Below are 24,583 nucleotides of genomic sequence, written 5' to 3'. Positions count from 1 at the left end.
CTCGTTCTGCTGAACGTGCAGTCACAGGATGTCGCCCCCCGCCCCACATCGCCCCACGCCGCCCAGGAACAGACCGTGGACGTCGAGCAGGCGGAGGCCGCGCTCGTCGAGCACTACCCGCGGCTGGTCCGGTTGGCGTATCTCACGCTGCCCCCGAGCCTGGGCCGCAACCGCCGCGTGGTGACGGCGCACGCGCTGACTCAGCGGGCGCTGCCGCGAGGGCGTACGGCGGGATCACGCGTCCCGGCGCAGGCGACGGGCCGGGAGCGGAACCCGGGGTACGCGTACGTCCGCCTCCAGGTGATCCGCACCGCGCTGGAGGCAGGGCTCCCCCTGCGCCGCAAGGCGTGGCCGAAGCGCTCGCAACTGCCGCCGCTGCTGCCCCAGGTGTGGGGCCTGCGTCTCTTCCCCCGCTCGGGCGGCGCCGACGAACTGGCGTTGGATCAGCGGTTGTCGGCGCTGTCCTCCCCCGCCCGCGCCGCGTACGTACTGCGCGGCTTGGAGAAGCTCCCGGACCCGGCGATCAGGACGCTCCTCCTGGAGGCCGGGGCCGACGACCCGGGCGCGGCGCTGGCAGAGGCCGACGCCGTGTCGACGCAGCAGTATCCGCTCCTCGCCTCCCCCGAGTTCGACCCCTGCTCGCTGCATGCCCGCCCCACGGACCTGATGCGCCGCCGCCAGCACACGAAGGCCGCGCTGGCCGCGACGGCCGCCGTGGTCGTGTGCGGGGCGCTCCTGGGGCTGCCCGGCGAGGGGTGGGGCCCGGACGGCGCGGCGGCACCCCCGTACGCGCGGAATCCGGCGGCGCAGGCGGCGCTCGATCCGGGCCGGTTGACGACGGCGGCGGCCACTGCGTGGCGGGCGACGGGGCGCAGCGACTTCAGCACGTGGCCCGCGCGCGGCGACCTCACCCGGGACAAGGCCCTGCTGCGGCGGGCGCTCGCCGTGTGGGCCCGCCCCGGCGAGTCCGTGCAGGTCTCGGTGACGCTGGGCACCCCGGCCGGCGCCCCGCCCGGCCCGCCGCAGCTGCTGTACGCGGGCAAGGTCGACAACCTGCGGGTGGTGTTGCTCCACGACGGTCTGCGCATCGCCCGGTACGCGGAGTCCCTCGACGACACCGGCGTGGCCGCCCTCGACCTGTCCCGGGTCGACGGGGCGACGGGCGCCGGCGCGAGCGCCCTGGTGCTGGGCCGGGCCGACGGCAACGTCCGCTATCTGACGGCCCCTTGGGTGCGTGCGGCGGCCGTACGGGATCTGGCGAAGGCCAGTGGTGAGGTACGGGCGCTCGCGTTGTCGGCGGACGGGACGACGGCCCCGTTCGCCAGTCCGGCGGCGGGTACCGGGGAGTGCCGGTCGTGGGACGTTCTGCAGCTGACGGAGGCGACGGGGCGTACGCGGCTGCTGACCGATCTGGCCGAGGTGATGCCCGCGCAGCTCACGGTGGGCCGCCCGTCGTCGGCGCCGGGGCGTGACGCGTCCGCGGCGCCCGCGACCTGGGCGCCGTTCGCCTGCTCCCTGGCCGCGGTGCGGTCGCAGGGGGTGCGGACCGTGAACGCCTGGCAGTTCGCCCGGCAGCCGCTGCCCGACGGCAGCGGCACGGCCGACTGGGTGTGCACCCGTACCGAGACCTGGCGGGGCGCGGGGACGCGGACGCTGACCCAGCTCAACACTCCGGCCGGCGCGTACATCACGGCGGCCGGCGACGAGGTGCCCGCCTGCGGGCCCGCCGACCCCCATGTCCTCGCCGCCGGTCCGTGGAAGTCGGCGACCGGCGACTCGTACCTCCTCGCCGCCGGCGCCAAGGACACTGTCTCCATCGAAGTGACCGGCGGCGTGAGCGGTTCGGCCCCGGGCAACCTGCTGGCCGTACCCGCGAAGCAGGGCGTCGAGGCCGAGTTGAAGGGCGTGCTGGCGAACGGCCGGGAGGTCAGCGGGCTCCAGCCGGCCGGTAGAGCGGTCCAGTGAAGCGTTGAACACCCCTGCGCGATCCAGCCCATGGAAGGCTGGAATCGATCGGTAAGGTGTTCGTATGAGAACCGGTGAGCGCCGCAGGATGACGGTGGAGGAGCGGCGGCAGCAATTGATCGGGGTCGCCCTCGAACTGTTCAGCCGGCGCTCGCCCGACGAGGTCTCCATCGACGAGATAGCGTCCGCGGCGGGCATCTCCCGCCCGCTCGTCTACCACTACTTCCCGGGCAAACTCAGCCTGTACGAGGCCGCGTTGAAGCGTGCCTCCGACGATCTCGCCGACCGTTTCGTCGAGCCCCACCAGGGCCCGCTCGGCACCCGGCTGCTCCGCGTCATGCACCGCTTCTTCGACTTCGTCGACGAACACGGCCCCGGTTTCTCGGCCCTGATGCGCGGCGGCCCGGCCATCGGCTCGTCCCGCACCAACGCTCTCATCGACGGCGTACGCCAGGCCGCCTATGTCCAGATCCTGTCGCACCTCGACGTCCAGGACCCACCCGCCCGACTGGAGCTGGTCATCCGCTCCTGGATCTCCCTCGCCGAGTCCACCGCCCTCCTCTGGCTCGACGGCCGCCGCATCCCCCGCCGCGAACTGGAGACCCAGCTCGTACACGACTTCGCGGCCTTGGCGGCGGTGAGCGCCGCCCACGACAAGGAGATGGCGACCTTGCTGCACGGAATGCTCGCCGACGAGCCGGCAGACGGCCCGTTCAGCGATCTGGTGGGGCGCCTGATGACCCTGGGCCCGCCCCTGAGCCTTTGAGGGGCGCGGGGAACTGCGCGAGCAACCACGACGAGCCCCCGGCCGAAATCCGACGCCCCCTCCCCGCGGTGCGACTACGCGTCGAACTTGCGGTAGGAGGGAGCCAGGTCCCGCACCTCCGCCGACACGTGCAACGCCAGGCCACCCTCAGGCTTCAGGTACTCCCGAAGCAGTTCCAGCACGTTCTCCGTCAGCTTCACCTTGGTCTCATCGGTACGCCCCGCGAGCAGCCCGAGCGTGACATGCACGACCGCGTGCCCCGCCGTGTCGGGTCCGACCGTCGTGTCCCCACCGGCCCTGAACTGCGTCTTGCAGGCCTCCGGCTTCGCGGCGGCCGTCCGTACGACCTCCTCGTGCAGGGCCTTGGCGAACCCCGGCCGGTCAAAACCCTCGGCGAGTACGGCGGAGTAGTCGACGGTGATCTGCGGCATGCGATGCCCCTCTAGGTCCAGTAGGTCCAGGTCAACAAAGGAAACCCGCTCAGCCTAGCCGCAGGCGAAGCGCGAGCATCGCGATGTCGTCCTCCCGGTCCTGCCCGAAGCAGTGCAGCAAGGTGTCGCAGAGGGCGACCGTGCCGAGCGGTGCGCCGGCGGCGGCCGCCCGCAGCTGCTCCAGGGAGAGCGAGAGGTCGATGCCCCGGGTCTCGACGAGACCGTCGGTGACCATGAGGAGCCGGTCGGTGGGCCAGAGGACGGCCTCGGTGGGCTCGGGCCGTTCGAGGCCGAGGCCGAGGAGCGGTCCGGCGGCCTTCACGTACTCGGCCTCGCCGGAGTCGCGGACGATCAGCGGCGGGATGTGGCCCGCGTTGGCGATCCGTACCCGTCCGCTGCCCGGCTCGACGAGGGCCAGACAGACGGTGGCGGTGACGTCAGGATGGTAGTGCTGGAGCATTCGGTCGAGCCTCCGGGCGAGCGCGGCGGGGTCGGACTGTTCCACGCAGTACGCGCGCAGGGCGTGCCGGATCTCGACCATCACGGTGGCCGCGTCCAGCGAGTGCCCGACGACGTCGCCGACGGCGGTGAGAACACCACGCGGGGTGGACAGGGCCGCGTAGAAGTCGCCGCCGATCTCGGTCTGGCGGGAGGCGGGGACGTAGCGGACGACCACGTCGAGGCCGGGGAAGTCGGGGACCCGCTTGGGCAGGAAGCTGTGCTGGAGGGTGAGCGCGACATGGCGTTCGACCTGGTACATGAGCAGGGGCTGCGCGGCCAGGGCGGTGGCCTGGGCGAGGCGGGCGACGAGGCCGCCGGTGTCGGGGGACGCGCCGTGGGCGCCGCGCAGGGGGGTGGCGACGCACACGGGGGCGCCGCCCTCGGTGCGGGCCAGCACCAGGTGGGCGTCCTCGGTGACGCCGGGCCGGAAGAAGCCCGCGGGCCACAGGGGTGCGGGGACCACGGTGTGGTGCGGCCCGGGGTCGCCGTCGGTGATGCGCCGGATGAGCCGGGCGACGGCGTCGTGCGCGCCGGCGTCGGGGAGAGTGGTGCGGGCGCGGGCCCGGGAGGCGCCGCTGTAGAGGTCGCCGTCCTCGCCGAGCACGAACACGGCGGCGGGCGACCGGGTGAGCCGGGCGGCTCCCTCGGCGGCGGCCGCGGCCAGCTCCTCCAGGGTGCGGGCGGCCTGGACGTCGACGATGGTCTCGGACAGCAGGGTGAGCCGTCGTACGAGGGCCTCGGCGCCGCTGCGCATCCGGGCGCCGCGCACGGCGGCCCGTACGACCGCCTGGATCTCCTCGGGTTCGGCGGGCACCGTCAGATAGGCCTCGCCGCCCGCGTCGAGTCCCCGGCAGCGGTCGCTGGGGGCGACGGCGGCGGCCGAGAAGTGGACGACGGGCAGGGCGGCCATCGGGGGCCGGGACTTGAGGCGGCGGCAGAGCTCGAAGCCGCTCATGTCGGGCAGGCCGACGTCGACGAGGGCCACGTCGGGCAGGGCACCCGAGCGGAGCCGCAGATCGAGTTCGGCGAGGGCCGCACCGGCACTGGCGACGGGGACGACGCTGTGTCCGGCCCGGCGCAGCACCGCGCCCATCGCGTAACGGCTGGCGGCCACGTCGTCGACCACCAGGACCGTGCTTGCTTCGTCGGCCATCAGGCTCATGAGGCTCTCGTTCGGGTGGTGCAGGCCCGTCCCTCTCCGCCTGCACCACCAAAACTAGCGCCCTACCGGTCCGATCGTGCGAATACCGCCACGGTCCGCCCCGGGACGGCGAACGTGCCCGATTCCGCTTCGTATGACGCGTTTCTGACGGTAGAGTCCGCACCCGCCGCCTGCACCGGGTGCAGTGCGTACGCCGACCCGGCCAGCTCCGCCACCGTCTGCTTCCGCTTCTCGGGGGTCGCGTTGAAGACGACGACGAGGTCGCCGAGTTCCATCGTGATCACACCGGGTGTCTCGTCCGTCCCGGACAGCGGGAAGGACAGCTTCGACTGCACCTGCCCGGCCGTGCCGAGGGAGAACAGGTCCTCCGTGGTACGGATCTCCAGCAGCTCCCGGTAGGCCGCCGAGGCTCCCTCGATCTGTTCGCAGCCGACCTCGACGGAGGTCAACAGGGGCTTGGCGTAGGACCACTTGGAGCGGTTGTCGGCCGCGATGGGCAGGCCGCGGCCGAAGCCGTTGCCGTCCCGGCAGTCCCAGTGGATCGCGTTGAACCAGTCGCCGCTGTCGTACGAGTTCCGGTCGAGGGACTTTGAGCGCAGCAGGTCGGTGCCCGCCTGGGAGAGCGCCGGGCCCTGGGAGAGGGCGGCCGTCGCCATGGCGAGGACCTGCATACGGGACCGGTCGGCCGCGCTCGTGGAGGCGGGCAGTTTGAAGGCGAGCGCGTCGAACAGCGATTCGTTGTCGTGGGCGTCGACGTACGCGAGGGCGTCACCGGGGGCGTCCGCGTATCCGGCGGCGGTCCCGTTGTAGTCGACCTCGGAGCCCTTGACCTCCTTGCCGCCCGTGTCGGTGAACCGGTAGTTCGCGAGGTTGCCGCTCAGTCCGACCTTGATGAGGTCCTGGTAGTGCAGCAGCCGCGCCTTCTGCTCGGCCGAACTGCCGTTTTCATCCGAGGAGTTGGGGTCGGTGTAGAGGCCGGAGGCGAAGCCCTGGACGCCCGGGTCCTCGTCGAAGGGGCCGCCGCCGCGTGCGGCGTCACGGGCTCGGTCGGAGAAGGTCGCGACGCCGGTTCCGGCCATGTTCTTCTGGGTGGCCTGCGGGAAGCGGGCGTCGTCGGCGACCTCGCCGAAGTTCCAGCCCTCCCCGTACAGGATGATCTTCTTCCCGTCGACGCCGTCCTTGGCCGGGGTCAGCCCGTCGAGGGCCTTCCTGACCGCCAGGATGTTGGCCTTGGGGTGGTGCCCCATGAGGTCGAAGCGGAACCCGTCGACCTTGTACTCCTTGGCCCAGGTGACGACGGAGTCGACGACCAGTTTGCCCATCATCGTGTTCTCGGGCGCGGTGTTGGCGCAGCAGGTGGAGGTGGCGACCGAACCGTCGGCGAGGAGCCGGTGGTAGTAGCCGGGGACGACCTTGTCGAGGACGCTCTTGTCGGCCTGGCCGCTCGCGGGGGTGTGGTTGTAGACCACGTCGAGGACGACCCCGAGGCCGTCGTCGTTGAGCGCCTTGACCATCTTCCGGAACTCGGCCGTGCGCCGCGTCCCGTCCGGATCGGTCGCGTACGAGCCCTCCGGGACGGTGTAGTGGTACGGGTCGTAGCCCCAGTTGAACCCGTCCTTCGCGGCGGCCTTCGCCACGCATTCCTGCTGCTGGTCGGAGTCGGCGGCGAAGCCGTTCAGGTCGCAGTCGACGGTCGCCTGGTCCGCCTTCTTCTCGGGGATGGTGGCGATGTCGGCGACGGGGAGGAGGTGGACGTACGAGGTGCCCGCCTTCGCCAGCTCACGCAGGTGCTTCGAGCCGTCGCCGCTCCGGTCGGTGAAGGCCAGGTAGGTGCCCCTGTCCTTCGCGGGCACGCTCTCGTCGTCGATGGAGAAGTCCCGGACGTGCAGTTCCTGGATCTGGGCGTCCTTGAGCGGTACGGCTTCGGGTTTCGTGTACGACGACCAGCCGGCCGGGGCGAGGGACCTGTCCGCGAGGTCGACGACGAGGCTTCGCTCGGAGTCGGCGGTCAGGGCGACGGAGTACGGGTCGGTGACCTTGTTGGTGACGACCTCGCCGACGCTCGGGGCCCATACCTTCACGACGTACCGGTAGGGCTTGTTCTTCCAGGACTTCTCGCCGGTGACGGACCAGACGCCGGTGGTGTCGTTCCGCTTCATGGGGTGGTTCGTGCCGTCGAGTTCGAGTGAGACCTGCTGGGCGGTGGGCGCCCAGACGGCGAGCGTGGGCCGGCCGGCCCGGAAGGTGGGGCCGAGGTCCGCGGCCGATCCGTCGTGCAGATCGTCGAGTACGCCGGCGAGCTGCACGCCCGTCGCCGCGAGCACCGCCCCTGTCGCCGCCCGCTGGGAGGCGACGAGCTGGCCGCGCAGCGCCTCGCGCACCCGGTCGCGGTCGCGTGGGTCGACGGTCCAGGCGGTGTACGACTTCAGGTGCGGGAACTCGGCCTTCTGGGCGTCGGTGAGGGCGGACTTGGTGAGGCGGAGCCATGTGGCACTACCGGTGAGGGTGCCGTTCTTCGCGGTGATCGAGCCGGTGCGCGAGTACAGCAGCTGGGTGGAGGCGGCGGTCTCGTCGCCGTTCCAGGCGAGGGTGTCGCGGTCGATCCAGACCGCCTTGGAGGTGGTGAGGTCGAGGGCGGCGGCGGAACCGGCCGGCTGCGGAAGCAGGTGCTTCTCCTGGCCGCTCAGCAGCCACACCTCGTGGCCGTCGGCCTTGAGGTCCAGGGCCTGGTCGGTCGGCAGGTCCTTCTCGTCGCCCTTGTGGAGGATGTAGCTGAGGCCGGTGGCGCCCTCGGTGAGCGGTACCTCGAAGACCGCGCCGTAGGTGTCGGTCCGCACCGGCTCCAGGGGCTTCGACCAGTCCGTGGGGTTGGCGGCGCCGGTCCAGACGTGCAGGCCCCAGCCGTCGTAGTCCCCGTCGGCGCGGTGGTGGTGGAGGACCGCCTTGGACGTGTCCTGCTCCGGATAGTCGGCCGAGGGCCTCTCGGTCAGTACGGCTTCCTTGCCCTGCTCGACCCAGATCTCGCCCGTCTTCGTGACGTCGATCGAACGGTCGGCCGGGACGTCCTTGTCGCCGTCCTTGTCGATGACGAGATAACCGACGCTGGACGCCCCGGGCTTGAGCTTGACGTAGGCGAAGGCGCCGTACGCGTCCCGGCCGATGAAGTCGTGGCCCTCCGGCCAGGTGGTCGCCTCCCCGTCGGCGAGGTCGCCCCAGGCGTAGAGCCGCCAGTCGGTGTAGTCGCCGTCCGCGCGCTTGTAGTGGACGATCGCGTGGTCGCGGGAGGAGGCGGTGGGGGTGTCGGGGGCGGGCGGAGTGCCGGTGGTGGACTCCGCCGTCGCGCTCGCCCTACGGCCGGCCGAGTCGATCACAACCGCCTTGTACCGCAAGGCCGTTCCGGCGGCGACGTCCTCGCCGACGGTCTGGGTGACCCGGTACGGGGCGTGGTCGGCGGAGCCCAGCGCCTTCCATGTGCCGTTGCCGGTCTGGGCGGCGAACACGACGCGGTTGAGCCGGCCGCCGGCGACATCGGCGGTGAGCTCCACGGTGCCGGTGGCGCCGGCGGCCGGGGCCTTGAGGGTGAGGGACGGCTCGGTGGTGGGGTCGGCGGGTCGGCCGGCGGCCTTGAGGACGATGGCGGAGCCGGCTGGGACGGTGAGGGTGATCTTCCGGTCGGAGTCGCTCTCCACGTCGGCGGAGGTCCCGGTTCCGGCCCCGGTCCCGGCCCCGGTCCCGTAGATGTGCTGGAAGGTCATGTCCGCCGACCCGGTCGCGAAGGTCGCCGTCTTCGCTGCCTCCGCGTTGTTGAAGGCGACGACGTACTCGGTGCCGGTCCTGGCGTCGGTGCGGGAGAAGGCGTAGATGCCCGACCCGTCGGCCGCGTAGCGCTCGCTCTGGACGCCGTCGGCGAGGGCGGGGTGGGCCTTGCGGAGCTTGGCGAGAGCACTGATCTGCTTGTAGAGCGGTGCACTCGTGTCGTAGGCGTCCTCGGCGTGCGTACGGTCCGTGCCCAGCTGGTCGTCGTCCAGGTAGTCGGCGACCTCGGAGGCGAAGAGCGTCTGGCGGGCGTCCTTGTCGCCGCCCGCGCCGGTGAAGCCCTGCTCGTCGCCGTAGTAGACGACCGGGTTGCCGCGGCTGAGGAACATCAGCTCGTTCGCGAGCTTCGCCTTCTTCACCAGCCGGGCGTCGCTCGCCCCCGCGTCGTCCTGCTCGAGGAAGGTCCCGATGCGGCCCATGTCGTGGTTGCCGAGGAAGGTGACCTGCTCGTACGCGTTGGCCTTGTCGGTCGTGTACTTGTAGTCGTCGCCGAAGACCGCGGCGAGCTTCCGCGCACTGCCGCCCTGGGAGGCGTACGACCGTGCGGCGTCCTGGAAGGGGAAGTCGAGCGTGGAGTCGAGGCGTCCCTGGGTGACGTACGGGGAGGTGACGGACGTGTCGGCGGAGTACACCTCGCCGAACATGAAGAAGTCGTCCCGGCCCTTCCTGGCCGCGTACGCGTCGAGCGCGGTGGCCCACTGGGTCCAGAACTCCGTGTTGACATGCTTCACGGTGTCGATCCGGAATCCGTCGATGTCGAAGTCCCTGACCCACTTCTCGTAGATCTTCTCCATGCCCTCGACGACCTCGGGACGCTCGGTCCACAGGTCGTCGAGCCCGACGAAGTCGCCGTACGTGGCGGACTCGCCGGCCCAGGTGGAGTCGCCCCGGTTGTGGTACATCGTGGGGTCGTTGAGCCAGGCGGGGACCTTCGTGTTCTGCTTGGCGGCCGGGACGACGGGGGTGCGCGGGAAGGAGTCCGCGTCGACGGCCGGGAAGACGGTGCTCCCGTCCGCGTAGTCGGCGTCGTCGAAGGGCTTCCCGTCCTTGGTCAGGTAAGGGAAGGCGCCCTTGGAGAGGTAGTCGTAGGACTTCTCCTCATAGTCGACGACATCGGCGGTGTGGTTGGTGATGACGTCGAAGAAGACCTTCATGCCCTTGGCGTGGGCCTTGGAGATCAGGGTCTGAAGGTCCTTGTCGGTGCCGAAGTGCGGGTCGACCTGGGTGAAGTCGGTGATCCAGTAGCCGTGGTAGCCGGCCGAGGCGTTCGCCCCCTCACCCTGCACGGGCTGGTTCCTGAAGATGGGCGCGAGCCAGATGGACGTGGTCCCCAGGCCCTTGATGTAGTCGAGCCGCTGGGTCAGACCCTTGAGGTCGCCGCCCTGGTAGAAGCCCTTGTCGGTGGGGTCGTAGCCGGTGGCGAGGCGCGAGCCGGTCAGGCCGCCCTTGTCGTTCGCCTTGTCGCCGTTGGCGAATCGATCCGGCAGGACGAAGTAGAACTGCTCGCGGGTGAGGTCGTGACGGGCGGGCTCGGCGGCCAGCTTCGCGTCCGAGGGCGGCGCGGGCGGGGTCGCGGCCCGGGCGGCGAGGGGCTGGACGAGCGCTGCGGTCAGCGCGGTCGCGGTGACCGCGCTGACCGCGGCTACTCGTCCGGCATGGGCGGTACGGCGCCTCGACGGCACCGGCCATCTCGGTATCACGGACACAGACATGGACTCCTTGCGATCACGGCTCTTCGGGTCCGACCCCGCGTGACCGTATCGCCGCCGAAAGCCTTACAGCAAGAGTCCTGAAACCATCGGAAAGAACTTTCAGCAGGTCGAGTTCGTCTGGGTGAGCAGCCCCAGCCGCCAGGGCAGGGTGTTGTAGTCGCCGGTCGCCGACGGGTTCATCCCTTGGTACAGGTACTGCAGGCGGCATGGGTTGATGGTGAGCGTCTGGTCGGTGCCGGCGCGGACCATCTCGCCGTGGCTGATGTCGTTCGTCCAGGGGGTGCCGTCGAAGGTGACGTTGTTCGACCGCGCGAAGGGGTTGGTCTCGGTGTCGGCGAGCGGAGTCCACGTACCGGCGATACCGCTCGCCGTCCAGGACCGGAAGTACCGCTTGCCGTTGCTGCCGATCGCCTCGTTGAGCAGCAGATACTCGTTGGAGCCCTGGATCTTGTAGACGTTGGCGGCCTCCCACAGGCGGTATCTGTCGGAGTCCTGCAGCACCATGACCGTGTTGGTGAAGCCGTTCGGGAAGTTCGCCAGTGTGGTCTCGGAGCGGTACAGATGCCCATTGTCGTCCGAGGAGAAGAGGTAGCACTTCGCGCTGTCGCAGATGTTCCAGAAGTCGACCCAGTAGCCGCTGCCGATGTTGTCCCGGATGATCTGCGGCATACCGTTCGCGTAGAACCTCTTCGGGGCGCTCCACGAGCCGGGGTTGGCGATGTCCGACGTGGTCGAGTACGCGGCGTTGTCCCCCACCTGGTAGACGAGGTACCACAGCCGCTGCGGCGCGAAGTAGAACACCTGCGGCGCCGCCTTGTACCCGGCGCCGATCGCGGTCTGGTCCAGGTAGTGGTGCTGCGCGTTGGCGGCCTGCGACCAGTCGGTGAAGTTCAGGTACACCATGCTGTACGCGCCGCTGCTGCTCGTGGTGCTCCCGAACACATGCCACCGGCCGTTGTTGTACACGACCGACGGGTCCTTGATCGCGGTGAGGCTGTGGGTGGCGTCCGACTTCGGAGAGATCAGTACGCCGCTCGACTTCCACTGGAAGCTGCCGGGCAAGGCGGCCGCGGAGGAGGGTGAGGCCGCGAACCCGAGTAGGAGAGCGAGCCCACCGATCAGGGCGCCCAGCCGTCTTGCCGGCCGCCCTGTCAGCCGTCCTCTCAGCCGTCCCGCCGGCCGCCCCGCCAGCCGCCCCGCCAGCCGTCCTCTCAGCCGTCCCGCCGGCCGCCCCGCCAGCCGTTCTGTCAGCCGTTCCGTCAGCCGTCTTGTCACACGCATCGCGACTCCCGTCGACCCGTCCCGAATTATGGGAGCGCTCCCATAACCATCTCGGAACGTAGGGCGGGACTGAGGGGCCGTCAACCCCTCGCGCACCGCGCGTTGCCAGTCGCAACAACGCGCGGTCACGCACGGAGAGGTCGCTGTCGGCTACCCGGCAGCTGGACGGCCGCTCAGCAGCTCGACTTGCCGGCGTAGATCGCGAGGGCCGCGTTGGAGCCGAGGGTGGCGGTGAACTGGCCGGAGCTGTTCACCGTCACGGACGTGTTGTTCTGGACGTCGCAGTACGTGCCCGCCGCCAGCGAGGTCTGATACGTACGGCTGAGGCTGCCGGACTCGTGATTGATGGCGACGTAGCCCTTGGAGCCGCGCCCGAAGGCGATCGCGTCGCCGCCGTTGTCCCACCAGTTGGTGACGGACTCACCTCGGGTGGCGTTGCGGAAGGCGACCATGCGTATGAACTCCGGCCAGGCGTGCTGACACTTCCAGCCGTCCTGCCAACAGGCGTTGACGGTACCGCCGTTGGGCGGCCCGGCGTCCGTGGACGAGAACTCGTACCCGGAGTTGATGTCCGGCGCGCCGTACGGGTACGCCAGCATGAACACATTGGCGAGCGTGTAGTTGGCGCCGTCCTTGTAGCTCAAGGTGCTGCCATTGCGCTCGGTGTCGTGGTTGTCGACGAAGACCCCGGCGACGGAGCTGCTCATGTAGCCCCACCCCTCGCCGTAGTTCTTCAGATACGCCAGGTTCTCGTTGTTGAAGACCCGCTTGAGGTCGAAGGCGTAACGGAACTCCTGCACATCCCCGTTGCCGGTGTACTCGGTCGGCTGGACGGCCTCGCCGCTGCCGTAGATGGCCTCCTGCTTCCAGTAGACCGAGGTGTTGCTCAGCCGGGACTTGATGTTGGCGAGGTCGGCGGCCGGGATGTGCTTGGCCGCGTCGATACGGAAGCCGTCGACGCCGTAGCCGAGCAGGCTGTTCAGGTAGCCGGCGATCGCCGAGCGGACGTACTCCTCGCCGGTGTCCAGGTCGGACAGTCCCACCAGCTCGCAGTTCTGGACGTTGGTCCGGCTGGTGTAGTCGCTGATGGTGGCCGTGCAGTCGTCGAAGTCGAAGGAGGAGTACAGCCCGGGGTAGTTGTACTTCGTGTACGACGACCCGCCCGTACCGGTGCCGCTCCCGGCGGACATGTGGTTGATGACGGAGTCGACGACGACCTTCACACCTGCCGCGTGACACGTGTTGACCATGCTCTGGAAGGCCGTGGCGTCACCGAGCCGCCCCGCGATCTTGTAGCTCACCGGCTGGTACGACGTCCACCACTGCGAGCCCTGTATGTGCTCGGCGGGCGGCGAGACCTGGACGTATCCATAGCCGTTCGGGCCGAGGGTGTTGGTGCACTCCTTGGCCACGGAGGCGAAGCTCCACTCGAACAGGACGGCGGTCACGTCCTTGGTGCCGGGTGGGGCGGCGTACGCGCTGCCCGTCGGGACAGCGAGCGCGATCGACGCGGCGGACGCGAGGGCGAGCGCGCCGGAGAGGGTTCTGCTGGCCATGTGGGTCCTTCTCCGTTGAAGGGTCCATGCAAGATCCACTGCCGGTTCTTGCTGCAAGACGACTGAAAACTTTCAACCGAGAGGAAGGTACGAGTCCGTTTGTCAGACGGTCAACCCTCCGGACACACCTTCTTTACGCGCACGAAATCTCCGCGCGGCGAGGCGGACCCGACCGCCGTGGACGAGGCGATCAGCGACAACAGGACCGAGCACGGCATCCCGCACACCGTCTCGTGCCGCGCCCTCGGCGTGAGCGAGTCATGGTTCTCACGGAGATCTTCACCGAGTCCGGTGGTACTTGCGGATCACCGATCCTCCCAGGCGTCCCGGCCGGGCCGTGGACCCGGACCTTGTCCTGGAGGGCGTAGGGCGTAGGGCGTAGCAGCAGGTGGTGTCGCTCTTCTCCGTGGTGGCCAGGCCCGCCACGCTCGATCGAGCGGTGGCTGCGTGGACAGCCTCGTCCGTTTCGGCTTCGGCGCCGAGGTGGTCCATACGGGTTGCCTCGCCCGTGGCGCCCTCGACCAGGATCAGCTTGAGCGGGGGCTCGGGGGTGGCGAAGCCGACGTAGCCCTCACGGAGTCCGGCGGGCTCGGCGGAACGAGTCGAGCAGGCGGGCCGTGCGCGCACCGCACACCGGCGCGGCGGTGTGCGGAGCGGGCGACAGCAAACCGTGGACCGGATGCTCCTCGCAGGTGATCCCCCGGCCCAGCGAAGTCGTATAGAACCCACCGGAATTCCGCGGTCGAGATCATTAGCACACCCACGGCCGACACGCCATGATCGATCTGGACAGAAGCAGCGTGGCGCTCTCCCGTACGTGATCAGCCGATGTCAACAACACATCACCTCCGCTTACCGGCGCACGGCTGCTCGCACAGCGGGTGCACGGGCCGCTCCCCCCACCCCTTTTGGCTGCGTTTGGCGGCCGATACGGCGAGTTGGACACTCGGCGTTCTCGTCCGATAATCGATCTATGGTGGTTGGCGCCCGCCTGTGAAACTTGCAATCTCAAGCACCCGTCCCGGGTGGATTATCGTCACGTGTCACCAGCCCGTTCGACTCCTCCGCCAAAGCCGCCAACCCGCCCACGGTCACGGCCACGGCGCTGAAGGGCCACACGACGGTGTGGCACCCTCCGCACCGCGGCATGGAAATCGTCGCCGCCCCAGGCAGTCGCCGCGGACTGGACGTCGCGCGTCCCCGCTCCCCTTCCCCCAGCCGCTCCCGCCTTCCCTACCGCGAGGCCGCTGTGCCAACAGCGCAGCAGCAGCGATTCATGACCGGCCCCAGGCCCTCCTCCCCCACGACGTGAGGACCGCACAGCTCATGCTCAAAGGAACACCTCCTCCACAGCCTCGGATCACTCTCCTGCGGGCGGCGACGGGACCGTCCGCGCCCCGACCGTCCTCACGGTGGCCCAGATGGACAAGGCGGCCGTGCGCTGTGTGTTCACCGGCCGCGCGCCCCTGTCGAGGGGCCCTTCCTCCGAGGTCTTCGGCGCGCACGCCGCGGACATCCGTGTCAACGGCGGCCGCGTCTGCGGCATATGAACCCACAGGAGCTCCGCCGCGCACCCGGTCACCTCATTCACCGGCGCGGCGTCGCTCCACCACCTGACGCCCCCCGGGCGTGTCCGCCAGCCGGCGCCGTCGACACCCGCTCACCTTCCTCGTCCCCGATCGGCAGCGTCGCCGACTCAGGCACTGAAAGGACGATTTCCGCGAGCCATCCGCCATGCGCCGGACCCATGCCCGCGTTTCCGCCGACGACGGGCGCCCGCCGCGTGCGCACCCATGCCAGCACCAGGGAGAGATCATGGACCGGATACCTTCCGAACAGCCCAGGGAACCGGCCCGTACGCCAAGAGCCCGGACTCCCTTGCCGTTACACGGCCGCGAGGTCCACCTCGAACGGCTCGAAACCGCTCTGCGCACCGCCGCCGAGAGCCGCCGAAGCACCGTGGTACTGCTGGAGTCAGCTGCCGGTACGGGCAAGACCCGGTTGCTGCTGGAGGCCGCCGCGGTCGCGGAGCCGCTGGGTTTCGCGGTGGTGGAGGGCGTCGTCGACGAACACGGTCAGGTCAATATGCCGACTCCGGTCGCCCCGGCGGCCGCGCGGCCGAACCGGACCAGCGCCCCGAACCCGGACCGGCTCGCATGGCTGACCGGGCAGATCGAGGCCCGCCTGCAGGGGCGCCTGCGCCGTGGACCCGTGCTGGCGGTGCTGGACGACGCGCAGTGCGCCGACCCGCTGGTCGTCCGCGCTCTCAACTCCCTGGCGCTCAAGCTGATCGACGTCCCCGTCGTCTGGCTCTTCGCGCTGCGCTCGGAGGACGCGGACTCCCCCAACAACCTGTTACTGCGCCGGCTGGTCCGCAGCCATCCCGCGGCGTCGCTCTGCACGCTGGAGCACCTCGACGACGACGCGGTGGCCGCACTCATGGGCGACCTGCTCGGCGCGGAACCGGACGACGACGTCCGCGCCCTGGGCGAAAGCCTGGGCGGCATGCCCCAGGTGGCCGTGGATCTGGTGCGCGGGTTGCTGGAGGAGGACTGCCTGAGCATCGCCGATGGCACGGCGAGCCTGGCGGACGGGTCGCTGACCTCGGGGATCGCCTCGGCCGTCGCTCCGGAGCCGGACGCGCATCTGCCCGGTCCGTTCGTACGACTGATCCACGAGCGTCTGGAACAGCTGGCCCCGGCCACGCAGCGGAGCCTCCAGGTGGCAGCTGTGCTGGGCGTGTCCTTCTGCCCGCGCGACCTCATGGAGATGCTCGACGAGAGCCCGGTCGCGCTCCTCGCCCCGCTCCGGGAGGCCCTCACCGCCGGACTGGTGACGTACGGACCCGAGCGGTTCTCCTTCCGCCACGAGCTGGTCTGGCGTGCCGTCGTGGGCACCGTGCCCCCTTTGATGCGGTCCTTGCTGCACCGGCAGGCGGCGGACATGATCCTGGCCCGCGAGGGTGGTTCGGCCGACGCCGCGGCGATACACCTCGTGCACTGTGCGCAGGCCGGAGACGCACAGGCGATCGACCCCATCTGCACGGCGGCCGAGAACCTGCTTCCGACCTCACCGCGGGACGCCGCGGCGCTGGCCCTGCGCGGCCTGGAGCTCGCCCGCCGCGGCCAGCCGGAACACATCAGACTGGCCATCACGGCGACGATCGGGTTGCTCCGCCACGGCAATCTGCAACAGGCGATCGAGGTCGCCGAGTCGCTTGTCACGCTCAGTCGGAGCGACGGGTCGGACTGGTCCGTCCAGACCCTGCGCGCCTGGCTGGCGACCGCGCTGCAGCTGCGCGGGGATGCCCGTACAGCGTTCGAGATCCTGCGGGAAGCACCCCGGCTCGGCACCTCGGCCCCACGCGGCGGGGAGACATGCTCGACGCTGCTCCGACTGGACGTGCTGTCCCCCGTCGGTGAGAGCGGTGCCACCGCGATGGCCGCGGAACAGGTGATCACCGTCAAGGGAACCCACAGCACTGATGTGCACGCCGCGGCGCTGAACATCCGCGCGCTGGCACGGTGGCGCGAGGGACGTATAGATGACGCGCTCGACGCGCTGGACCAGGCGGCGGCGCTACCCGCACCGCTGACCAGCCTCTGGCAGGCCGGCCCCCTGTGGACCAAGGCGTGCATGCTGACCCAGATCCGCAAGCTCGACGAGGCCATGTCCACCGTGGAGACCATTCAGCACACCATCATCTCGGAGCACAACAGGGTGCTGGCCGCGGTGCCGCTCGCGCTGCGTGCCTGGGTGCACATCGCCCGCGGCGATCTGGCCGCCGCCGAGGCCGACGCGGAGGCCGGGATCAGGGTCTCCAAGGAGGTTCAGATGCCGCTGTGGGAGCCGAAACTGCACGCCGCCCTGGTGGTCGCCGCGCTGCGGCGCGGAGAGCTCACCGCGGCGGACGAACGGCTGGCGCTGCTGGGCACGGACTCCGGCGAGTACGAGCAGCGGTGGTCGGTGACGCGCTGCCTGGTCACCGCGCAGGTGACGGCGGCACGGCATGGTGCGCGGGCGGCGCTGGGGGCGCTGGGCGAGTTCGTCCACGACCCGGGCAAGCTCCGCCAGCTCCTGCTGGAGGACCCGTCGGCCACCGCGTGGTGTGTGCGGACCGCGCTGGCCGCGGACGACCGGGAGACGGCGTCCCTGATCGTGGGCACCGCCACGGAGATCAGCGTGGCCGCCTGCGCGTATCCCACGGTGGCCGCCGCCGCGACGCACGGCCGGGCGCTGCTCATCGGTGACCCCGAGTCGCTGACGGGCGTGGCCGAGGACTACGCCGACCCGTGGGCGGCCGCCTCCGTGACCGAGGACCTGGGCGTCCTACTGGGCTCCGCCGAACGGGAGCAGGCGATCGCCGCGCTCAACATCGCGATGGCCTCCTACCACGGTCTGGGCGCGGTGTGGGACGAGGCGCGGGTGCGCAAACGGCTGCGGCGGCTGGGGGTGCGCCGGCGGCACTGGAAGCATGTGCCCCGTCCGCAGACGGGCTGGGACAGTCTGACCCGGGCCGAGGAGGGAGTGGCGCAGCTGGTGGCCCGCGGGCTGACCAACAGGCAGGTCGCGGGTGAGCTGTTCGTCTCCCCGCACACCGTGGGTTTCCACCTTCGGCAGATCTACCGCAAGCTCGCGATCCAGTCCCGCGTGGACCTGGCCCGTATCGCGTGCACCCGCTGACGCGGCGGGGGGCAGTCCCGGGTGCGAACATATCGTTCGCAGCCGGGACTGCCCGCCGCTTCGTCAACCGACAACGGTCCGCGGGGATCTCACGGACCTGCGACGGCCTCGATCAGGCTCTGCGGCGACCTGGTGGGGGTCACCTTCGTCCGGCGCAGCCCCGCAGCGGCGAACAGGGCGTCGTAGGCGGTGAGTTCGCGCTCCCTGCCAGGCAGTACGGCCAGCATGTCGAGGTCCAGCAGAGGGGCGAATCCCGGCTGTCCGACCGGGCCGAGGGGCATCTCCACCACCACGATCCGCCCCCCGGGGTTGAGGGCCTCGCGGCACTTGCTGAGGATCTTCACGCAGGAGTCGTCGTCCCAGTTGTGCAGGACGGCCTTGAGCAGCAGCAGATCCCCCCGCGGCACGGAGTCGAAGAAGGAGCCGCCGACCACCGTGGTCCGCCCGAGCAGGCCGGCCTTCTCCGCTTCGGCGACGGCGGTCTCCTCCACGGCGGGCAGGTCGAACACCACTCCGCGCAGCGTGTCGTCCGCCCTCATCAGCGCGTGCAGCAGGGAGCCGTTGGCGCCGCCGACGTCCACCGCCACGGAGACATCACCGGTGTCGATCAGTCGGGCCACTTCCTCGGACAGACCGGCCGTCAGCTCGGTCATCGAGGAGAAGAACCGTTCGCCCTCCACGGGGTTGGCCGCGTAGTGGTCCCAGATGTCCATGCCCAGCGCGGCCCCGGTCTGGGGCACGCCCGCGCGCACGGCCTGCGGGAAATGCCCCCAGGGCAACCAGTGCCCCGGCGAGCCGTGTACCAGCGCGATGTCGCGCAGCGAGTGCGGAACCCCCGTGCGCAGGGTGTCGAGCAGCGGTGTGCCGGTGAAACGGGCCTCGTCGTCCGGTTCGACCAACTCCAGCGCGGCACAGGCCCGGAGCAGACGGAATGTCGCCTCCGGGTCGCTGCCCGCGCGCTCGGCCAACTCCCCGGCAGTCAGGGGGCGTTCGGCGAGGTGGTCGGGCACGCCCAGCTCCGCCACCGTGCGCAGGATCTGGGTGACCCAGTACCCGGTGATCATGGACATCATCCGGGTGGTACTGCGCATGGCCTGCTGCTGGGCCTGCGACGGCTCCCCGTCGGTGACTTCGGATGTCATGTCTGGCGCTCCTCATCGGTCGTGAGCTGCGTGGTGTGCGGAGAGAACGCCGAGGGGTCCGACGGGGGCCGGTCGGCCTCCGGGGTGCGGACGTGCTCGGGTCGGAAGCCGAGCCCGATGACACGGCTCATCAGTTTCTGCGCGGGGCCGAAGCGCTCGAACAGTTTCGGCGCCGGTGGCTGCCCGGAGCCCTTCAGGGCGCTGTCGATGCCGAAGCGCTGTGTTCCGCGCTGCAACGCCTGCGACAGTGCCGTGGTCAGCCGTCGGCGCCGGCGTACCTTGGCCAGCAGGGTGTCGTCGAAGGGCGCGCCCGTCCGCTGGCCGCGCAGCAGGGCGGCGGTCAGCGCGTTGGAGGTCGCCACCGCGTCCTGGACCGCCAGGTTCACTCCGAACCCCGCGACCGGGGACATCGCGTGCGCGGCGTCGCCGATGAACAACAGGCCCGGCCTGTGCCACTGTTCCAGTCGGTCGATCCTTGCCTCCAACAGGCTCAGGTCGTCCATCGAGGCGACCTCGTGCACGCGGTCGGCCAGGAACGGCACCAGCGCGGCGAGATCGGCGCGGAAGGCGTCGAGCCCCCTTCTGCGGATGTCCTCCAGACCGCCCTTGCTGGTCTCGTAGGACATCTGCCAGTAGGTTCTGCGGTCGGTCGCCCCGAAGATCTTGCCGTTGCCGATCCGGACGCAGATGCCTTCGTCCGGATCGTCCTCCCGGCGGGAGATCCGGAAGAAGATGACGTCGAGGGAGGCGCCGATCAGCCTCGGCTCGGCGCCGACGTCTCGGCGGACGGCCGAGTGCCTTCCGTCGGCGGCCACCACCAGCGTGCTGCGCACCTCGAACTCGCCTCCGGGCCCACGCACCCTGACCCCGGTGACCCTGCCCTCGTGCCGCACCACGCCCAGCACCTCGGAGCGCATGAGCAGCCGGAACGAGGGGTAACGGGCCGCCGCCTGTGCGGTGATGAGGTCGAGGAAGTCCCACTGCGGCACGAACGCCATGTACGGGTAGGGCACCTTCAGTCTGCTGAAGTCGGCGATGTCGATGCGCTTGCCGTCCTGCACCACACCGATGGTGGAGACCTTCTGGTGCGGCAGCTCGTGGAACTTCTCCACCAGGCCCAGCTCGTCGAGTATCTGCAGGGTCGCCGGGTGGACGGTGTCGCCCCGGAAGTCGCGGTGGAAGTCGGCGTGCTTCTCCAGTACCACCACGTCCACCCCGCTGCGGGCGAGCAGCAGGCCGAGCATGGCGCCGGCGGGACCGCCGCCGACCACGCACACCGTTGTGTGCCGTGTCTCGGTCGCCATCACAGGTCCCGCAGGTCCATCGTGCGGAGCCGGTCGCCGATGAACGCGAGCAGATCCGCCACGGTCGGGGTCAGCCCGGTGCATTTGCGGGCCAGTTGCGCCATCTCGTCGAACTCACGCGCCATCCACGCCACCGCCACGTCGGGCCGGGAGATGTAGTCGGGCGTCCGGTCCAACTCGAAGGAGGGGCCGGCCGTTCGGCCCGGACGGCCCGAGGGCAGGGTCACGATCAGTTCACCGACCGGTCGCAGTACGCCGGTCATGACGTCCAGCGACCAGTTCATCAGCCGGGACCGGCGCAGGCTCTTGTCCGGGCTGTAGCCGAAGTGCTGCACCATCAGCTGCATGGCCATGAAGTACGAGCGGTTGAACACCGTCATGGCCAGCCGCGCGGGCTCATGGGTGACCACGTTCTTGGTCGGGCTGCGGGGCGTGAGCGTGGGGTTGCGCAGCACCGGGTAGGCCGGGTTCCAGGGGACGCGCAGCCCCATCGGCCCGGTGGCCCGCTCGTTCACCAGCAGGTCGGAGATGCGCAGGAAGGTCTCGAAGTGGGACTCCTCCTCGGGCAGTACCGAGGAGATGGAGCCGCCCTCGCCGTGCTCGGTGACGAAGTCGATGGCGAACACCGCGCTGGCGACGTCGTCGACCTCCAGCTGGTAGTCCGGGTGTACGGCGTTGACCGACTCCCGCATGAACAGATGATGCGCTCCGCCGCCCCGTCCCTTCTTGATCAGGAACGCCCCGGGCACCCGCTGGACGCCCTCACGGATCGCCGCGTACAGCTCGCTCAGTGAGCTGTACGGGTAGGGCTCGCCATCGGTCCCGCGGACGACGGGGTCGTTGCCCGCCACCTCCGGTTCGAGATCGTGTGGTTGTTCCAGGGCCACGAACCGCTGCACGCCGGCCAGGCTGAACGCCTCCAGGGAGAACTCCAGCGGTACGGAGGTCTGCCGGTTGAAGTCGCCGAAGTCCAGCTGGGGCACGTAGAACGGCCGTCCCATGGCCATGAGGATGTTGTTGATCGCCAGGAAGTGCATCATCTCCTCCCTGGCCACGTTCATCAGGCTGCCCCGGATGCCGTTGCGCAGCGTCTGGGTCCCCTCGCCGCAGGCGATCTCGAGCTGCCTCTCGGTCCACGTCCCGTCGGCCACGTAGTGCCGGGCCGCGCCGTGGAGGGGGATCGAGTACGCCGCGTACAGGTACTGGATCATGGTGGCGAGTTCGATCCGCGCGGCGTGGTGGAGCGCGTGCAGCAGCTCGTCCCTGGTGTTGATCAGCCCGGACCTGCGTTCCTGGGGCACCAGCGTCGGTGGGATCTGCCGTTTCGCCTCGTCGGCCAGCAGGTACCGCAGCAGCAGCCTGGTCTGTGGCGCGTTCATGTCGCGGGTGGGCGGCATGTAGAAGGTCTTGTCCTTGTGCTTGGAGTCGCTGACGTGCCAGATCAGCCGCGCGTAGGGCTCGACCTTGAACTCGTCCTCCAGGCTCAGGACCTCCGATCGCATGAAGGAGTACTGCAGCTCGTAGTAGGCGAACACCTCGCGATAGACCGTCTGGAAAGTGATCTCGCTGTCCGGCAGCTCGTCGAGATACCACTGGTCGGGCAGCACCCGGACGGCGAGGGCGCCCACGCCCGACCAGTACCCCAGGTCGTCGTCGTTGTCGTAGGCGAGTGCCGCCGATCCGGGCAGTTCGGGGTCCACGGGCAGTTGCTCGCCCTCGGGCAGCAGCAGCACCTTGGCCGCGCCACCGCGCATGCCCCTGACGGTGACCTTGCCGTGGCCCCGCTCGTCGGTCGAGGTGACGCACTGGGCCTCGTAGTCCCGTCGGCCGGGCGGCAGAAAGGCCACGATGCGTACGTCGTCGGGGCGGGCGGCGGGTGACTGTGCCGCCTCGTCGAGCGGCAGGCCCCGTGGATTGAAGAACTGAAGGACGCGGATGGCGTCCACCCTGGCGGGCTCGCCGCGCACATACGAGCGCAGCGGGATCTCCACGGCGAAGTCCTCGCCGGTCCGGGAGTTGGGGTGTTCCAGGAACAGACACGCCTCGTCCGACTGGACGACCGTCTCCTCCTCGTCGAGCAGCGTGGAGCCCTCCGCGGAGGTCAGTCGCAGTGTCTCGCCGGGGTTGCCGGTGCCGCCGTCCACGCGGGCCACGGTGAGCACACCGGAGGTCAGGGAGTAGTCGTCACCGAGATAGGCGCTGCTGGGGATGGTGGCGAGCAGCGTGCCGGAGCCGGTGCGCAGTTCCAGGTCACCGAGGTCGGTGAACGGGCCGAGCCGGTGTGTGGGGCCGGGGCCGCGCCGGGGCGCACGGTGTTCCACGGGCAGCGCGGTGATCAGGTTGGCGGTGACGTGGGTGTCGTCGACCCGCACGGTCAGGTTGTGCAGGGGGCCGGCCTGACCGGCGGAGCGCAGCCTGCGCCCGGTGAGCAGCCGTCCGGCGGGACAGGTGCGCAGCTCCTGGGCGTGCCAGGCGGCGATCGTGCCGCGCAGGTCCCACAGGTCGGGCTCGTCGTTGGCGGTCGGCGTGGCCATGTTGGTCAGGGCGAACTGCACGACCAGCCCATCGGCGGCGCCGGAGTCGATGAGTTCGCGCAGCGCGGTCAGTGCGGGGGAGCTGTCCGCCCCGTCCAGCCAGTGCAGGCCCTCGTTCCTGTCCACCACGAACTGGTGGACCACCGAGCGCCGAAAGTGCGCGGACAGCTGATGCTCACCGACGTCACGGATGTGAGCGGAGTTCTGCCAGCGCGGCGGGCACATGCCGTTGACGTCGCCGGTGACCAGGTAGCCGGTCTCGTGCGAGCGGCCCAGCCTGCCCAAGGCGAAATGACCCACCATGACCGTGGTGGTCCAGTTCGACGACGGGTCCACATCGAACACCCGGGCGCGGTTGGCGGTGCCCGCGGTGTAGTCGCAGTAGTGGCCCCACAGGTCCAGTTGCCGCCCGACCAAGGGGTCCTCGGTGTCCACGCGCCCGGCCTCGCGCTCGCAGCTGACCACCTTCGCGTCGATCCAGAAGTGGCCGTTCCCGCCGAAGTTCCAGCCCTTGGTGGTTCCGAACCGGCCCTCCGGGGTGATCTCGCCGTCCGGCTCGAAACGCTCGCCCCGGTGGTGCAGGAAGTCGTGATACTCCTGCACCGGCCGTTCCGTGGGGAACGGCCCGTCGTCGGTCAGGGCCCGGTTGGCCGCCAGATCCAGCAGCCCGGCGCGGGGACCCGTCGGCAGTCTGGTGACCGCAAGCCCGGCGAAGTGCAGCCTCGGCAGGTCGAAGACGCTCACGGCGCGTCCCAGAGGGCGGCGCTCATGGTGGGGACGACGTCCCTGGTGATCTGGACCCCGGGCAACAGCGCCTCGTACGCGCGGGCGAATTCCGCGTCCGTCAGCGGCATGTGCTGGGTGCTCATCTCCAGCCAGCGTGGGTGCAGCATCATGCGCATCGAGTCGGCGGCGGCCTCCACGTCTCCGGACATCTCGTAGATGATCCGGGCCGTTTCGAAGGCGTAGGTGCTCTGCCGGCTGGGAGGCGCGTCGGCGGCGGCGTCCGGCTGGGTGACGTCGATGATCAGCAATCGTCCGCCGGGGGCGACCAGTTCACGCAGACGTGCCAGCGCCGACTCGGCCGGGCCCATGTGGAACACGGCGTTGACCGACATCACGAGGTCGAAGGTGCCGTGCGTGGCCGGGCTGAGGTCCAGTGCGCTGCGGCACTCGTAGCGCACCGGGACACGGGACGGCTTGGTCGCGGCGATGTCGAGCATCCGCTGCGAGATGTCCACGCCCACGACCTCGTCGTAGTGGTCGGCCAGCATTCCGCAGTTGTTGCCACCGCCGCAGCCGACGTCGATCGCCCGCCTGCCCGGCGGAAGCCGCTCGACCAGCCAGGAGCGCACCGGGCTGGTGGCGGCGTCACGGACCCTGGTGAACCGCTCGTACAGTTCGGCGAGGTCGTCGAAGTAGGGTTCTGGCTGTGTCGCCACGGAGTTGGCACCTTCGGTCATGAGCGCGTCCTCGACATCTCAGGGCGGGGGCGGGGTGCGGTGGCCGCCCGTGGGGCAACCGGCTGCTGGAACAGCTTCCGCACCGACGGGCGACCGCAACCGGGCGACCGCAAGAACCTGCGTACTCACGTAGGGTGCCGCCCGCCTCGCAGGAGCGCTCTCAGGCATCGCACCGATCGGCTCCCTGGCACGCGGTCAGAAACCACACGCCGGTGACCCTCGGCGCAGGATGCGCACGCGACCGCCGGACGGTGATACTCGCCGCGT

The 24,583-nt window shown here is 70.2% G+C and carries 13 protein-coding genes and 1 pseudogene; 4 read left to right on the top strand and 10 right to left on the bottom strand.

What is annotated here, in order from left to right:
* Nucleotides 1-15: 15 nt before the first annotated feature.
* The gene (locus tag I8N67_RS14980; protein ID WP_200303573.1) at nucleotides 16-1,965 is read left to right on the top strand and encodes a hypothetical protein; all 1,950 of its coding nucleotides are present in this window, start codon (nucleotides 16-18) and stop codon (nucleotides 1,963-1,965) included.
* Nucleotides 1,966-2,029: 64 nt separating this feature from the next.
* On the top strand, nucleotides 2,030-2,731 hold the full coding sequence (locus tag I8N67_RS14975) for a TetR/AcrR family transcriptional regulator (protein ID WP_200303572.1): 702 nt from the start codon (nucleotides 2,030-2,032) through the stop codon (nucleotides 2,729-2,731).
* A 74-nt stretch (nucleotides 2,732-2,805) separates the two neighbouring features.
* Here I8N67_RS14975 and I8N67_RS14970 read toward each other — a convergent pair whose 3' ends face one another.
* From I8N67_RS14970 to I8N67_RS14945, 6 genes and pseudogenes are all read right to left on the bottom strand, one after another.
* Nucleotides 2,806-3,162 (bottom strand): 5-carboxymethyl-2-hydroxymuconate Delta-isomerase, encoded by a 357-nt coding sequence (locus I8N67_RS14970; protein ID WP_200303571.1) that lies wholly within the window; start codon nucleotides 3,160-3,162, stop codon nucleotides 2,806-2,808.
* A gap of 49 nt (nucleotides 3,163-3,211) precedes the next feature.
* Nucleotides 3,212-4,816: a fused response regulator/phosphatase gene (locus I8N67_RS14965; protein ID WP_200303609.1), complete on the bottom strand. Its 1,605-nt coding sequence runs from the start codon at nucleotides 4,814-4,816 to the stop codon at nucleotides 3,212-3,214.
* Between the two features lie 71 nt (nucleotides 4,817-4,887).
* The gene (pulA, locus tag I8N67_RS14960; RefSeq protein WP_200303608.1) at nucleotides 4,888-10,341 is read right to left on the bottom strand and encodes a pullulanase-type alpha-1,6-glucosidase; all 5,454 of its coding nucleotides are present in this window, start codon (nucleotides 10,339-10,341) and stop codon (nucleotides 4,888-4,890) included.
* A 111-nt stretch (nucleotides 10,342-10,452) separates the two neighbouring features.
* Nucleotides 10,453-11,436 (bottom strand): annotated as a pseudogene (locus I8N67_RS14955) (glycoside hydrolase family 62 protein); the annotation flags it as partial.
* A 371-nt stretch (nucleotides 11,437-11,807) separates the two neighbouring features.
* Nucleotides 11,808-13,190 carry an alpha-amylase gene (locus I8N67_RS14950; RefSeq protein ID WP_200303569.1) on the bottom strand — a complete coding sequence of 461 codons (1,383 nt, stop codon included), beginning with the start codon at nucleotides 13,188-13,190 and terminating at the stop codon, nucleotides 11,808-11,810.
* A 279-nt stretch (nucleotides 13,191-13,469) separates the two neighbouring features.
* Nucleotides 13,470-13,817, bottom strand: coding sequence for a hypothetical protein (locus I8N67_RS14945; RefSeq protein WP_372443711.1), 348 nt, complete (start codon nucleotides 13,815-13,817; stop codon nucleotides 13,470-13,472).
* Between the two features lie 785 nt (nucleotides 13,818-14,602).
* Between I8N67_RS14945 and I8N67_RS14940 the strand changes: the two genes are divergently transcribed.
* Both I8N67_RS14940 and I8N67_RS14935 read left to right on the top strand, forming a co-directional pair.
* Nucleotides 14,603-14,740 (top strand): hypothetical protein, encoded by a 138-nt coding sequence (locus tag I8N67_RS14940; protein WP_200303568.1) that lies wholly within the window; start codon nucleotides 14,603-14,605, stop codon nucleotides 14,738-14,740.
* A gap of 328 nt (nucleotides 14,741-15,068) precedes the next feature.
* Nucleotides 15,069-17,873 carry a helix-turn-helix transcriptional regulator gene (locus tag I8N67_RS14935; RefSeq protein WP_200303567.1) on the top strand — a complete coding sequence of 935 codons (2,805 nt, stop codon included), beginning with the start codon at nucleotides 15,069-15,071 and terminating at the stop codon, nucleotides 17,871-17,873.
* An 89-nt stretch (nucleotides 17,874-17,962) separates the two neighbouring features.
* Here the strand turns inward: I8N67_RS14935 and I8N67_RS14930 are convergent, their stop codons facing one another.
* Genes I8N67_RS14930 through I8N67_RS14915 form a run of 4 tightly spaced genes read right to left on the bottom strand, consistent with a single transcriptional unit; the run spans nucleotide 17,963 to nucleotide 24,316 of the window.
* Entirely contained in the window at nucleotides 17,963-19,015 is a 1,053-nt protein-coding gene (locus I8N67_RS14930) for a methyltransferase (protein ID WP_234045719.1), read from the bottom strand.
* Nucleotides 19,012-20,319, bottom strand: a complete 1,308-nt coding sequence (locus I8N67_RS14925; RefSeq protein WP_200303566.1) for an FAD-dependent oxidoreductase — start codon at nucleotides 20,317-20,319, stop codon at nucleotides 19,012-19,014. The genes I8N67_RS14930 and I8N67_RS14925 overlap by 4 nt, the downstream gene beginning before the upstream one ends.
* Nucleotides 20,319-23,597, bottom strand: a complete 3,279-nt coding sequence (locus I8N67_RS14920; RefSeq protein ID WP_200303565.1) for a ferritin-like domain-containing protein — start codon at nucleotides 23,595-23,597, stop codon at nucleotides 20,319-20,321. The genes I8N67_RS14925 and I8N67_RS14920 overlap by 1 nt, the downstream gene beginning before the upstream one ends.
* Nucleotides 23,594-24,316 (bottom strand): class I SAM-dependent methyltransferase, encoded by a 723-nt coding sequence (locus I8N67_RS14915; RefSeq protein ID WP_200303564.1) that lies wholly within the window; start codon nucleotides 24,314-24,316, stop codon nucleotides 23,594-23,596. Before I8N67_RS14915 ends, I8N67_RS14920 begins: the two co-directional genes overlap by 4 nt.
* Between the last annotated feature and the right edge of the window lie 267 nt (nucleotides 24,317-24,583).

Source organism: Streptomyces adelaidensis (assembly GCF_016598475.1).
Taxonomy (GTDB): Bacteria; Actinomycetota; Actinomycetes; order Streptomycetales; family Streptomycetaceae; genus Streptomyces; species Streptomyces adelaidensis.
Note: the sequence above shows the minus strand (reverse complement) of the source record. Positions and strands in the feature narration are given on the sequence as shown.

Coding starts and splice junctions, on each gene's coding strand:
- I8N67_RS14975 (WP_200303572.1), top strand. CDS start 2,030: ATGAGAACCGGTGAGCGCCGCAGGATGACGGTGGAGGAGCGGCGGCAG.
- I8N67_RS14970 (WP_200303571.1), bottom strand. CDS start 3,162: ATGCCGCAGATCACCGTCGACTACTCCGCCGTACTCGCCGAGGGTTTT.
- I8N67_RS14965 (WP_200303609.1), bottom strand. CDS start 4,816: ATGGCCGACGAAGCAAGCACGGTCCTGGTGGTCGACGACGTGGCCGCC.
- I8N67_RS14950 (WP_200303569.1), bottom strand. CDS start 13,190: ATGGCCAGCAGAACCCTCTCCGGCGCGCTCGCCCTCGCGTCCGCCGCG.
- I8N67_RS14930 (WP_234045719.1), bottom strand. CDS start 19,015: ATGACATCCGAAGTCACCGACGGGGAGCCGTCGCAGGCCCAGCAGCAG.
- I8N67_RS14925 (WP_200303566.1), bottom strand. CDS start 20,319: ATGGCGACCGAGACACGGCACACAACGGTGTGCGTGGTCGGCGGCGGT.
- I8N67_RS14915 (WP_200303564.1), bottom strand. CDS start 24,316: ATGACCGAAGGTGCCAACTCCGTGGCGACACAGCCAGAACCCTACTTC.